Raw genomic sequence first — 12,840 nt, forward strand, 5'->3', positions numbered from 1 at the left:
ACGAGGATGACGCAACCGATCCGTCAGAAGATGACGAAGAAGAAGACGTAACGGCCCCATCAGACGACGAAGAGAATGACGCACCGGATTCATCAGACGAAGAAGAAAATCACCCGTCAGAAGTTAATCGTCCGCCGTTTGAAGTAACCAATCCCTCAGGGAATAATCAAGCAGGTAGTGGAGAAGAAGGGTCTTCAACAAAACCGGAAATTTCTGAAGAAAAGACAAGAGTTGAGAATCAATCAGGGTCTGCTCATCATGCAGCAAGCAGTGAAACAAGAAATAGAGCAGGGGCGTCAACAGGTCCATCTAACAGAAGCCGACAGTTTTCTGCAAACACAGAAGCAGCTGCTCAAGCGCAACAGAGGAATACAGAAGTCTTGCCTAACACGGCAACAGGTACATGGACGGTCGGACTGGCAGCACTCTTGAGTATGGCTGGAGGAGTAGGAATCAAATTAATGCGCGGCAAAAAGAAAGAAGGCAAATAAGGAGGCGGATAATCTGGCCCATCCACTTTATTTGCTGTAAGACAATAAAATAACAAACGCTGAACATTCCTGATAGTCTCGTATTCACATGAGACGGTCAGGGATGTTTTGTATTAGGTGAAGAATTAAAAAAGTAAGAGTTCAGAATAAAAAGAACGAATATAATGTGTTAAACGATTTTTTTTGTTCGTTTATTCAGCGTTTTTTTGCATTGGGGCTAGATATATTTATATTATTTTGTCAATTTAATGTAAATATTCGAAAATTAAGATTCGCTCAGAAAAATAAAGTGGTATGATTGAGGGGTTGATTGAAGGGGTTAAATAAAAGGATTTGTCCCCAACAAAGTCAGCTTGCTTTGTAAAACATTTAACGGCAAGGGGGATCGGACAAGCGGTCGGTATCAGGTACAAACAATGGTTATCATAGGAGGAAAAGATGAAAGCATATAAAAAGAAATGGGTCCCGTTACTGTTCACAGGAGTTCTGTTAAGCTCATCGATAGGAATGGCACCTGCCGGGTATGCCGTACCTAGTCACGCAGCCGGACCGGCGCAGAGGAATGCAGCCAACCGGGTAATTGATTTGAACATATCCGAAGACACGCTTCAATTGAGCTTAGGGGAGTCTAAGCAACTGGAGGCTACCGCTACATATTCAAACCACTCCCAGAACAACCGAGTCAGCTGGGAAAGCATGGACGAGACTCTCGTGACAGTGAGTGAAGCAGGCGTGGTTCAGGCATCCGCAGACAAAACAGGCATGACAACGATCACCGCAACGGCTTCAAGAGGACAAAGTGAGCTTACTGTCGATATCCCGGTATCGGTTCTTGGTGAAACGGGCAGCTCCATTGCCGATGCCAGAATGCAGATCGGCGAAACAGTCACGGTTCAGGGTGTAGTCAGCGTCGACCAGCAGGCCCTGCAGGCAGACCGCTTGAATGTCTATATTCAAGACGCCCAGGCTGGCATTCAGCTTTTCAGTTTTAGTCCAAAGCGCTTCCCTGATTTGAAGGCAGGCGACCGGATAGAAGCAACGGGTGAAGTCGGGGTTCATTCTGGCGTGACCCAGCTGACGGTTTCTGACATCACCGTTCTGGCTGAGAATCAGCCTCTTGAGCCTCGATTTGTCACAATCGAAGATCTGTCGGACGCGGATTTGGCTGAATCGCTTCAGGGACAGCTGGTGACGTTTGAAGGCTTTATTCAGACCGTACCAAGCTATTACTTTGGCGGAGCAAACGTCTCCCTGGTCGATGATGCGTTCAACACCCTACTGATGCGGACTTGGGAATCGACCGGTATCATTTTGGAAGACATCGAACCTGGGCACTGGTTTGAGGTCACAGGCATTTTAAGTAAATACAACGACAGCATTCAGCTGTTGCCAAGACAGCAAGCGGACATCACAAAGCTTGACGAGCAGAGAGCGGAACCGTCAACCAATGAGCGCGAGTTTATCGCAACAGTTGACCGTGTGGTCGACGGCGACACAATTCGTATCGTCGATCCGGTATTTGGGGCGACCAATATCCGCTTTCTGAATATCGATACAGCTGAAACGTATCATGCTGTCCGTAACGATCTGGATCAACATCAGATGGATCACGGTATCCGCGCGGGTGAATACTTGAGAAATTATTTGAGTGACGGCGACCAGGTGATCCTGCGCCTGGGTGAGGAACCGCTGGATCCCTTCGGCAGACTGCTGGCGGAGGTTATTACGCTCGACGGGGTCAATACCAACCTTGAGCTGGTGCGTGCCGGCCAGGCCATAACGTACTTCATCTATCCTTTTGAAACGGCCACCGTAGCTCAGTATATAGCAGCGGCAGAAGAAGCCAAAGCCAATCAGATCGGGATGTATGACCCGGCAGATCCTCTCTTGGAGGAGCCGCCTATGTTCCGTGCCAGAGAACGCGGGGACAGTGGCATGTCACGCTTCGTCGGGAATGCTTTGACGAAGGAATATGTGGAACCGAATCAGTATGCAGCCATTCCTTCTGCTCATCGGGTGTTTTTCAGAGAAAGTGAAGCCATTGCTTTGGGTTATACTAAGAAAACATTGTCTGATCAGGAGCTGGCGTTTGTAGATAAAAATGAAGTCAAACTCACTGTGCTGGCCAATCACAACATCACGCGTTTGACCGGAGACATGACGCTGCCGCTGAGTGCACGCTATGGTTCGGCTGTCGAGTGGAGCAGCAGTGATGAGAGCATTGTAAGCTCTGAGGGTGTGATCAACAAGACACTGGAGGAGAACACGGCCGTGACGCTGTCAGCTGAAATTAGTAATGGCGAAGCGGTGGAAGTGCTCAACCTGAATGTCACGGTACTGGAGCCGATCATCGATATTGTCGGCTGGACGTTTGAAAATCAGTCAGCGGATGTAGACAGCAACACGGTGGCCAACAACAGCCGGTCTATCCGAAGAGAAACAGCTGTCATACCGAGTTTCCCGCAGGGGACAGGGGGCAGCGGCACATTTGCTTATAACACCAACAGTTGGCAGGAGGGTGCCGGAAGCAAGTATTATCAGATTGATTTTGAGACAGTCGGCTTCAAGAATATCACCCTGTCATCCAGACAGCTGGGATCTAATACAGGTCCCCGGGACTTCAAGCTGCAGTACAGTTTAAACGGATCAGACTGGGTGGACTTTGGTGAGGGCATCACGGTGGGAACCAACTGGAATGCAGGCTTTGTCGAGGCGGTACAGTTACCCGCTGAAGCTGAAAACCAGGAGACCGTTTTTGTCCGCTGGCTGAATACTTCAGATACCAGCATCAATGGCGGAATCGTTTCATCCGGTGGAACCAGCCGGATCGACGATATTCGTGTGACCGGGAATCCAAGTCCGTTGTCTGACTCGGTGTCTGTTCAGCTGGATGCAGACAATCTGGCCGTGATTTATCAGGGGACAGATGCAGCAGAGTCGGTTACGGAAGACGTCTTACTAGCAGAGAGTGGCATTAACGGTTCAGCTGTAAGCTGGGCTTCCAGTGAGCCGGAAGTCATTTCTGCGGAAGGAGCTGTTAATCGTCTGGAAGATGAGGACGTGACCGTTACGCTGACGGCCACACTCTCCAAAGGGGAAGTCAGCCAGACCAGAAGCTTCACCTTGCTGGTCAAAGGAGAGAGCACCGTGATGCCTGAGGATGCAGAGCCTCTAATTGGTTACTGGCATTTCAACGACAGCGGATTCGGCAGTGCACTGACAGGCGGCGGTATCCTTGAAGCAGACAGTGGAAAAGCAGTGCTGCGGACTGATTTTGCCAATATTTCGGAATTTCAGGGGACGGTGCTGAACGGTCTGGAAGAGCAGGCGGCCGGCAATTCCCTGTCGCTGCTGAGCAATCTGAATAACGGCAAGTTTGTGGAGCTGGAGTTTTCTGCCCGCCAGCTGGAAGACATTATGCTTTCCTTTGCCATTAGAGGCACCGGCACTGGTTTTGACCTGCACGAGTGGGCGTATTCCTTGAACGGAGAGGACTTTACTTCTTTTGGAGAGAATACTGCTCATACTACTGCCACCTGGCAGGTGAAGGAGCTGACTTTGCCGCCGGAGGTAGACAATCAGGAAAAGGTTTTTGTCCGCGTATACTTTAACGGAGCAACCGGAGCATCAGGCAATAACCGGATTGACAATCTGCAGATCAACGGAACAGTCAAAGACTAGTTCTGGGCATAAAAAGACAGGCTCAGTGAGCCTGTCTTTTTTATGAGCGGACGGCTGAGCGTTTACTTGATGCCTAGGTATTCTTCCAGCGTCAGATGGCTGCGGTAGACCTTGCCTGCCAGGTCTGGACCCAGATAGCGCAGGTGCCAGGGCTCATACATGTAGCCGGTGATATGCTCCTTGCCTTTGGGGTAGCGGACGATAAAGCCATAAGTGTGCGCATGCCGGGCCATCCAGCGGGTCGCATGAGATTCGGCAAACGGATTTTTGGCGCCGGTCTGGGACACATCAAAAGCCAGTCCGGTCTGGTGCTCGGAGTGACCCGGCCGTGCACTGTAGCGGTCGGCCGCTTTCTGACCGTCTTTTTTCACATAGTTATTGTAAAGGGTCCGCTGACGTTCAAAAGAACGGTAAGTGCTGAAAGCAGTCAGCCGGATCCCGTCTTTTGCTGCGGCCTGGGCCATCCGGTTGAAGGCGGCACGGGCTTCTTTATTTTCGCCAGGAGCAAAATGAGCCGGCAGACCGTAGTGCTTATTGACGAGCAGCACGCCGTTGACGTAGGTCGGCTTGATTTCAGCTTTAGGTGCTGCCGCTTTGGATGCAGGGGCGGCTTTTAAATAAGCCGAACTGACAAAGCCGGTCGTTCCCTTGTAGCGCACCTGGAACCAGGAGCCGGACCGGCTGATAAAGTCCACTTTCTGGCCTCTGGGAATAGTCAGCAGGATCTTATGCCGGGTGGAGGCACCGGACCGGAGGTTCAGATTGGCGGTCGTCTCGTAGCTGGTCTGGCTCTTTGGTGCCGCAGCCGGTTTGGCTGTAGTTTGCTTGGCTGGAGCCACTGCCGGCACTTTTCTCAGGTAGCTGGAGGAAACAAAACCGGTCCTGCCATTGTATCTGACCCGGTACCAGCTGCCGGATTTGGACAGGTACTCCACTTTCTGGCCTCTGGGAATGGTCAGCAGGATCTTATGCCGGGTGGAGGCACCGGATCGGAGATTCAGATTGGCTGTCGTCTGGTATTCTAGCGTTGAAGCAGAGACAAACTGGTCAAAAGGGTCAGTTTCATTCAGGGTCATGTTGGCTAGTAACAGGCCGGATAAAAAGATGGTCAGCAGCAAAAAGGAACGTTTAAGCTGGGCTGTATTCATGGTAGAAGGGTCTCCTTTTATATATATAATAAAATATTATGCTCTTTTTAAATAGAAGATAAAAAGCAATATAGATGATTTGCTTGAAACGAAAAGCAAAAGGACAAGTAAGGACAGTTAGTAGGTTGAAGCTGATATGATAGGAATAAGGAAGAGAAAAAGGAAGTGATTACAGGCGTACAGGTAGCATCGCCTTAGGTAGGACAGAAGATAATTCAGTCTCAATGAAAAAGGAAGGCGACTTTATATGTATAGGTTGATTATATTATTAAAGTTATTAATCGTCAATCTGTTTCATGTGAAACAATTTGTTTATCCTTAGAGCAGCTAGTCGGAGGATAAATGCGAGCAGGGCAGGAGTTGAGTTGACCAGCGAGAAGTTGCTCAGGCATAATAGAGTCAGTAAATGAAACAGGTAATGAAATGTCTGAAGGAGGAGTGCGTGTGGATGAACAAAAGGTCTATGAAATCCTTTCTGTTGTGGAGGAAATCCCTTCAGGAAAGGTGGCCACATACGGTCAAATCGCCCGGCTGACTGGCCAGCCGAATCAGGCTCGGTTGGTAGGCAGGATCCTTAGCCGGGCAGATCATTACGGGGACTATCCCTGTCACCGGGTAGTAAACCATGCCGGAAGACTGGTTCCAGGCTGGAGTAGTCAAAAGAGCCTGCTTGAAGCTGAAGGGGTGCCGATGAAAAGTGACACCCATGTAGCTATCAACAGCTGCAAGTGGGAGAGTTGAGAAGGGAACCAACGTGAGCCGGCTTCTAATTTAGAAGCTCCTTTGTAAAAATAATAGAAAAAGGCCGGACAATTCTGTCCGGCCTTATGACCGCTCTGTAAGGAGGGGGGGGGTTTATATATTTAAGGCTGCATAGCTTTCAGGTCGTCGATAGTGACATCCTGTTCTTTGTAATGATCGACCATAAAGCCGCTCAAGTTTGAAAATTCTTTATAAAAAAGATCATAGGCGGTGAAGTCGGTATTAAAGTTCTCCGCCGTCAGCTGCTCAATCAGGGCTTTTGTTTCAGCCTGTGTGTCTTCATCCAGCTCCCAGCTGTCGGGACGGAGTCGGCCGGCTTCATCGTATTCTGCCTGATCGCCATAGATCATGTCCCGGTAAATCCTATCCTGGTGCATGATCGGTGTTTCGTGTGTCCCTTTTTCTTCCATGACTTTATAGAGTCCGATACAGTAGACGATAAAGAAAGGAATGACCGAGCTGGCCTTGGTCGTTACGGCTGTTGCCACTACGATCAGTGCCTTGCCGTTCAAGTCACCCAGCAAGGCATTGATTTTGTCGGCCTTTTCATCACAGTCAGCTTTAGCCTGTCCAAGGGTTCCACCACCGTAATAAGGGCGGTTCAGTTCGGTTCCAAGATAGGAGTAGTTGGTGGTCAGCACACCCTCTGAAAGGACGTCCGCTTCTTTCAGGGCTTTCATCCATAGCTCCCAGTCTTCTCCACCCATGACTTTGACAGTGTCGGCAATTTCCTGCTCAGTTGCTGGCTCAAGGGTCTCCGTATAAAATTCTTCTTTCTGCATATTGATGTTCGGTCCGACGACGGGTTCTTTGATGGCCTTGATGGAAGACGTATAGGTTTCACCGGTTTCCGGATCGGTCCGGCGCCCGCTGGCCAAGCTGTAAACAACCAGGTCTACTTTGCCGCCGAATTCTTCCTTGATATAAGTAATGACTTCTTGCTTGGCTTTATGACTGAAGGCATCCGTGACAAAGTTCTTGGCAGTCAGGCCCTCTTTTTCAGCCGCTTCCTTGAAGGCGATATTATTGTACCAGCCCGCAGTACCCAGGTTGCGCTCACTTTTTGGTCCTTTTTCAAAAGAAACGCCGATTGTATCTGCGCCGCCTCCAAAAGCTAGACTGATCCGCGTCGCCAAGCCGTAGCTGGACGAAGCCCCGATGATCAGGACTTTCTTGGGCGCCTCGTAGCTTCCCTTGCTTTTTACATACTCAATCTGGTTCAGCACTTCTTGCCTGCATCCCAGCGGATTGACTCCCAAAGCCACATTACCGCGTATATTTTGTTTGAATTTTACCATATATACTTCCCCCTCAACTTAGTTACAGGACTATCATAGCAGAAAATGAGAAACATAGAAATATATTTTGAGTATCAAACTAAATTACTTTGAAAAGCTGTAGCTAAAGGTGTTAGAAGACCTTCTGCTGACAAAAGGGACAAGCGGCTGGCTATTTTGAAAAGCCGGATGGCCCGCGTGTCTTATTTACTTGTCAACCAAGAAAGCAGTGAAAGAGAGGCGCTTTTTTTCTGGTATGTCAGCCTCGAGGCAATTTTTGGTGAAAGGAGAAAAAGTTCTTTATAATGGGAGGTACAAAGGATAAATCAAACTAAAGGAGCGGTAAATATGCAGATCAGTGCAGTCAAAGCATTTTCGGATAACTATATCTGGGTCATGGAAAAAGACGGCCAGGCCGTGGTGGTCGATCCCGGGGAAGCTAAAGGGGTGCTGGACCATATAAGGAACAAGGACCTCCAGTTGGCGGCCATTTTACTGACGCACGAGCACAGCGATCATGTCGGAGGAGTTAAAGAGGTGCTGGAGGCTTATCCTGAAACGCCTGTATATGGTCCTGTAGAAACAGCAGAACTGGCCTCTCAAGTAGTAGCAGAAGGAGACCGCTTTTCGCTGTTGGGGGAAGTATTTACAGTGATGAAAACAGCCGGTCATTCCAAGGAGCACGTCAGTTTTCTGGGAGAAGGAGTGCTGTTTTGCGGAGATGCGCTGTTTTCAGGCGGCTGTGGGCGAGTTTTTACTGGTGACTATGAAGCCCAGTTTGAAGCGCTGCAGCAGTTCAAATCCTTGCCGGAGGAAGTAACAGTCTATGCGGGCCATGAGTATACCCAGACCAACCTGCGTTTTGCTCACGGAGAAAGGCCTGAAGACTCTCTTATAGAAGAGGCACTCAAGCAAGTCAGTGACAAAAGAGAACAGGGCATCCCTACCTTGCCGTCAACGATTGGAAAGGAAAAGCAGATCAACCTTTTTCTTCAGGCTGAAACAGTCGAGGCCTTCAAAGATCTGCGGGATAAAAGAGACCATTTTTAAAACTATAAAAGGCTGTATTCAAGACAGGACAGCAAGCAATTCAAACAGAGACTTCGGGACAATCCTGGGGTCTTTTTTTAACTGTTTTAAATAAACTTTTTAGATAGTTTATTGACTCCAGCCGACCTTACTGTTAGCAAGACCAGGAGGGAAGTGGTATAATTAGTTTGTTAAATAGTGAGCAATATAATTGGATTTTTATACATAAAATGATGAAGGAGGAAGTTGAGATGAAGGCTTTATCTTATATGGGCGTCGGCAAGAAGGAAGTGCTTGAAAAAGACAAGCCGAGAGTTGAAGACAGCACAGATGTGGTGGTCAAGCTGGTCAAAACGACCATCTGCGGGACCGATCTGCATATCATGGCCGGACATGTGCCGGAAGTACCCGAGGGGCTGACGATTGGGCATGAGGGAGTCGGAATTGTTGAGGAAGTGGGAGACGGCGTAGCCAACTTTAAAGTCGGAGACAAGGTGCTGATTTCCTGCATTACGTCCTGCGGCAAGTGTCATTACTGCAAGAAGGGACTTTATGCGCATTGTAAGGACGGTGGCTGGATCCTTGGCCACCTGATTGATGGTACTCAGGCGGAGTATGTGCGAATTCGGCATGCGGACAACAGTCTGCATCATGTGCCTAAAGGGATAGATGACGACAGTCTGGTTATGCTGAGTGATATTTTCCCTACAGGTCTGGAGATTGGGGTCCTTTCCGGCCAGGTTGAACCGGGCTGTACCGTGGCCATCGTCGGAGCGGGTCCAATCGGTATGGCGGCACTTTTAACTGCTCAGTTCTACTCACCGGGCAAGATCATCATGATTGATCTGGATGACAACCGGCTAGAACTGTCTAAGGAGTTTGGCGCCACGCATACTATCAACTCCAAAGATCCTGAAGCTACGATCAGGGAAGTTATGGAACTGACGGACGGCGTCGGGGTCGATGTGGCGATGGAAGCGGTCGGCTATCCGCAGACCTTTGACCTCTGCCAGCAGATGATTTCACCGGGTGGCCGGGTGGCTGTCATCGGTGTGCATGGAGAGAGCGTGGAATTCCATTTGGAAACCCTGTGGATCAAGAACATCAACGTATCCACCGGCTTAGTCAGCACCTATACAACACCGATGCTGCTCAAAACCGTCGCCTCCGGGAAAATCACGCCGAACGAACTGGTCACCCATCACTTCCATTTCAATGATATTTTGAAAGCTTACGATACCTTTGAAAAAGCGGCAGAAAACAAGGCCCTGAAGCTGATCATCGATTTCGACTAATTGCTTTTTTTATTCAGGCCGGCAGGTTTCTTAATAGCTGCCGGCCTGACTTCGGTCTGGTGTGTTTCATGCCAGCTCAAAACTCATGGATGTGCAGAAGCTTAAGATCTGACTCGTGGTCGTTCACTTCTTTAACGGAACTCAACTGGGCCGGTTGGGCTCCGTTTTTTCTGCCTTGTCTGATGCTATCTTTTCCCAAAAGCACGGAATGCTTATCGATTGATAATAACACTTATGTGATATATATTGCCTTTAAATGATTTAAATAGTGTCATTGTTTCGATTTAGAGATAAATGGAAGAGGCAGGAGAAAGGACGAGACAGGTGAAAATAGGTGGATTGTTGTTAGTTATACTGGCTGCTTTATTCTGGGGACTTTCCGGAGGTTTGGGCGGCTATCTGATGGAAGAGGGCTGGGATCCTCTTGTCATTACGTTTTATCGGGGATTTATCGGTCTGATTTGTGTGAGTATCTGGCTCATGATCAAGCCGGTGTCCTTCAATAAAAAGATGCTGTTATGGTCGGGGATTGCCGGGCTGGGTGTGACCGGAAACTTTATCTTTTACTTTGTCAGCATATCGGAAGGCAGTATTGCTGTGGCAGCCACACTGATGTATACGGCTCCGATTTTCGTCATGCTGGCTTCTTTTATGTTCAAGCTGGAACAGGCTACTTTATTCAAATGGATGGCCATTTTAAGCATTATGATCGGCGTTGCTTTGATGACAGAGATATATGACGTCGATTCGGAAGGAATTACGCTGGTGGGGATCGCAACAGGCCTAGGTGCCGGCGTCTCTTATGCTCTCTTTTTGTTCGGCTTCAAATATGCGGCCAAGAACGGAGAGCCCCAGGGGATTCTGACTATCGCTTTCCTGTTGTTTTCCATTGTGACACCCTTCTTCATTGACGGCGACGAAGCCGTATCGGCGATCACTTCCTCAGACATGATCTGGATGGTTCTTTTGGGGATCCTCGGTGCCGGTCTCTCCTTTATACTCTACATCTACGGTCTGGAGCGAACCTCTCCTACCGGGGCATCAGTATCGGCCATGGTCGAGCCGGTAACGGCTTCTTTGTTCGGTGTGCTGGTCATGAGCGAACAGCTGGAGTGGCTGCAGCTAGTCGGCATGGCCATTATTCTGACCACAGTCACCACTCTCAGTGTGAAAAAGGCCCAGGAACAGTAAGCAAACCTATAGATCATACAGACAGATTGATCAGATAGAGGTGTAAGCCGGAAAGAAATAAAGCGTGAGGAGGATGAAGGGTGTGTAAGAATATTGAGCATCTGACCCGTGATACATGGGAGGGGCATGCCCTGTGCCCACCAGAAGAAAAGGAAGAATTTCAGTTGTCTTTTGCTAAAGAGAAGTCAGGCTACTTGATCCGGTTGTTCAAAGTCATAAAGAACAAGGAAGCTGAGCAGACACCTCCAAGGAAGAGATCTTCCGGACATCTTTACGCAGCTTCGTCTGACCAGGCGTTTGCCTGGGGTATCAGAAAAGAAGGCGATCTCTGTGCGTCTGTAGAGACGTGCCCTGACAGAGCATCCGAAAACCTGATAATTACTCAATTCTGGTTGGCAGACGGATCACTCAGAGGTCAAGAAGGTCAGACTCTGCTCGATGTAGCCAAAGAGCAGGCGCGACTGGAACGCCGTCCAGGCATCAAGGTGAGCATTAAAACCTCTGAAGCCTTGAAAGCAGAAGAGCTGGAAAGAGCGGGCTTCATATTGATTGGGTTAGAAAGAGCGACTTCTGCCAAACGGGCGGACAACGGGTCTGAAGACCAGTTGACCTTCGACTGGCGGCGGCCAGTTTCGTCAAAATTAAAGCGGGAAGCTATTGAAATCCGACCGGAACAGCAAAAAGACTGGCATGAAGTAGAAAGAGTGACTCAGAAGGCTTTCTGGAACAAATACAGGCCTGGCTGCGACGAGCATTACCTGGTCAGCCGTCTAAGAAAGCATGCAGACTACCTACCGGACCTCAGCCGGATCGCCCTAGTAAACGGCCGGGTAGTCGGTGGTATATTCTATTCCAGAGCAAGGGTAATTGGCGAGGATCAAACATATGAGGTCCTGACTTTTGGTCCCCTCTTTGTTGACCCAGACATGCAGGGCTGCGGCATAGGTGAATGCCTACTAAAGGAAACGATGACCGAAGCAAAAAATCAGGGATACAGGGGTATCATCATTTACGGAGAACCTGACTACTATCTTCGAATCGGCTTTCATTCCTGCGCAGATTTCGGTATCACGACGGCTGAAGGGAATAATTTTGAAGCCTTTATGGGGATCGAGCTGGTCCCGGGCGGCCCGTCTGAAGTTCAGGGAAAATACTACCATTCGTAGGTGTTTGAAGACCTTCCTGAAAAGGAAGTGGAATGTTTCAATGAGTCTTTCCCCAGACTTCTAAAAATAAAGTTTCCAGGGCAATGGTAAAGGTCGAATTGCAATTTCCTTCCTGTGGCGAAAGTAAAAGCCGGTTGCTTTAAAGATTCCAGTAATGACATTCAGTCAGGGTCTGCTTATTTTAAATAAGTGTACAAACTGTTAAACTATATACAAACAAATATAAAGAAAAGGATGAATGCTTTTATGGAAAAAATGAAGTTTACAGTCGATGGACAAAGTGAAGGTTTTGCGCTCACCGCTAAAGCGGGTAATCACCAGCTGATCATGGATGAGTCGGTCAATTTTGGCGGTAAAGACTCCGGTCCGAACCCCCTGCAGACGGCCTTATCATCTCTAATTTCCTGTGAGAATGTTGTGGCGAATATGGCAGCAAGTGAAATGGAATTCGACTTGAAACAGCTGTCCTTTGAGGTGACGGGTGAGTTCGATCCCCGTGGTTTTATGGGGGACCCGACAGTCAAGCCTTATTTTGAAACAGTGACGATCAACGTTTCTGTCGAAACCACCGAATCCGAACAGCGCGTCAAGGCTCTCCAGGAGCAGGTTGAAGCTCGCTGCCCGGTCTATACGCTCTTCAAGGCAGCCGGAGTAAACATGGTCGACAGCTGGGTCAAAGCCTGAGTTTTATAAAGTAATAAAGCATCGATTCCGGGAAGCAACTCCGGAACCGATGTTTTTTTGTATATAAAATTTAGTAACTATATTTATTAGGAGAAAATATTTATGAAAAGTACCGC

The 12,840-nt window shown here is 48.6% G+C and carries 10 protein-coding genes; 8 read left to right on the forward strand and 2 right to left on the reverse strand.

Going from position 1 to position 12,840, the window contains the following annotated elements; translation table 11 throughout:
* Both ADIAL_RS11460 and ADIAL_RS11110 read left to right on the forward strand, forming a co-directional pair.
* A partial coding sequence (locus ADIAL_RS11460; protein WP_034301783.1) for a hypothetical protein occupies positions 1 to 491 on the forward strand: 491 nt, incomplete at its 5' end.
* A gap of 438 nt (positions 492 to 929) precedes the next feature.
* Complete coding sequence (locus ADIAL_RS11110) at positions 930 to 4,172, forward strand: immunoglobulin-like domain-containing protein (RefSeq protein WP_051503790.1); 3,243 nt, start codon at positions 930 to 932, stop codon at positions 4,170 to 4,172.
* 62 nt (positions 4,173 to 4,234) lie between these two features.
* On the opposite strand, the gene ADIAL_RS06845 is transcribed toward ADIAL_RS11110, so the two are convergent.
* Entirely contained in the window at positions 4,235 to 5,320 is a 1,086-nt protein-coding gene (locus ADIAL_RS06845; protein ID WP_051503791.1) for a D-alanyl-D-alanine carboxypeptidase family protein, read from the reverse strand.
* A gap of 423 nt (positions 5,321 to 5,743) precedes the next feature.
* On the opposite strand from ADIAL_RS06845, the gene ADIAL_RS06850 reads away from it, so the two are divergent.
* Positions 5,744 to 6,061, forward strand: a complete 318-nt coding sequence (locus ADIAL_RS06850; RefSeq protein WP_155849199.1) for an MGMT family protein — start codon at positions 5,744 to 5,746, stop codon at positions 6,059 to 6,061.
* Positions 6,062 to 6,183: 122 nt separating this feature from the next.
* Here ADIAL_RS06850 and fabV read toward each other — a convergent pair whose 3' ends face one another.
* A complete protein-coding gene (fabV, locus tag ADIAL_RS06855) occupies positions 6,184 to 7,380 on the reverse strand; it encodes an enoyl-ACP reductase FabV (RefSeq protein WP_034301786.1) in 1,197 nt (398 codons plus the stop codon).
* 327 nt (positions 7,381 to 7,707) lie between these two features.
* On the opposite strand from fabV, the gene gloB reads away from it, so the two are divergent.
* The 5 genes from gloB (at position 7,708) to ADIAL_RS06880 (ending at position 12,724) form a co-directional block, all read left to right on the forward strand.
* Complete coding sequence (gene gloB / locus ADIAL_RS06860) at positions 7,708 to 8,409, forward strand: hydroxyacylglutathione hydrolase (RefSeq protein WP_034301789.1); 702 nt, start codon at positions 7,708 to 7,710, stop codon at positions 8,407 to 8,409.
* 230 nt (positions 8,410 to 8,639) lie between these two features.
* Positions 8,640 to 9,683 carry a zinc-dependent alcohol dehydrogenase family protein gene (locus ADIAL_RS06865; RefSeq protein WP_034301792.1) on the forward strand — a complete coding sequence of 348 codons (1,044 nt, stop codon included), beginning with the start codon at positions 8,640 to 8,642 and terminating at the stop codon, positions 9,681 to 9,683.
* Between the two features lie 324 nt (positions 9,684 to 10,007).
* A complete protein-coding gene (locus ADIAL_RS06870) occupies positions 10,008 to 10,874 on the forward strand; it encodes a DMT family transporter (RefSeq protein ID WP_034301846.1) in 867 nt (288 codons plus the stop codon).
* Positions 10,875 to 10,954: 80 nt separating this feature from the next.
* The gene (locus ADIAL_RS11465) at positions 10,955 to 12,040 is read left to right on the forward strand and encodes a GNAT family N-acetyltransferase (protein WP_197017773.1); all 1,086 of its coding nucleotides are present in this window, start codon (positions 10,955 to 10,957) and stop codon (positions 12,038 to 12,040) included.
* Positions 12,041 to 12,286: 246 nt separating this feature from the next.
* Entirely contained in the window at positions 12,287 to 12,724 is a 438-nt protein-coding gene (locus ADIAL_RS06880; RefSeq protein WP_034301795.1) for an OsmC family protein, read from the forward strand.
* The last annotated feature ends 116 nt before the right edge of the window (positions 12,725 to 12,840 follow it).

Source organism: Alkalibacterium sp. AK22 (genome assembly GCF_000585255.1).
Classification (GTDB): domain Bacteria; phylum Bacillota; class Bacilli; order Lactobacillales; family Carnobacteriaceae_A; genus Alkalibacterium.

Coding starts and splice junctions, on each gene's coding strand:
- ADIAL_RS11110 (WP_051503790.1), top strand. CDS start 930: ATGAAAGCATATAAAAAGAAATGGGTCCCGTTACTGTTCACAGGAGTT.
- ADIAL_RS06845 (WP_051503791.1), bottom strand. CDS start 5,320: ATGAATACAGCCCAGCTTAAACGTTCCTTTTTGCTGCTGACCATCTTT.
- ADIAL_RS06850 (WP_155849199.1), top strand. CDS start 5,744: ATGTCTGAAGGAGGAGTGCGTGTGGATGAACAAAAGGTCTATGAAATC.
- fabV (WP_034301786.1), bottom strand. CDS start 7,380: ATGGTAAAATTCAAACAAAATATACGCGGTAATGTGGCTTTGGGAGTC.
- gloB (WP_034301789.1), top strand. CDS start 7,708: ATGCAGATCAGTGCAGTCAAAGCATTTTCGGATAACTATATCTGGGTC.
- ADIAL_RS06865 (WP_034301792.1), top strand. CDS start 8,640: ATGAAGGCTTTATCTTATATGGGCGTCGGCAAGAAGGAAGTGCTTGAA.
- ADIAL_RS06880 (WP_034301795.1), top strand. CDS start 12,287: ATGGAAAAAATGAAGTTTACAGTCGATGGACAAAGTGAAGGTTTTGCG.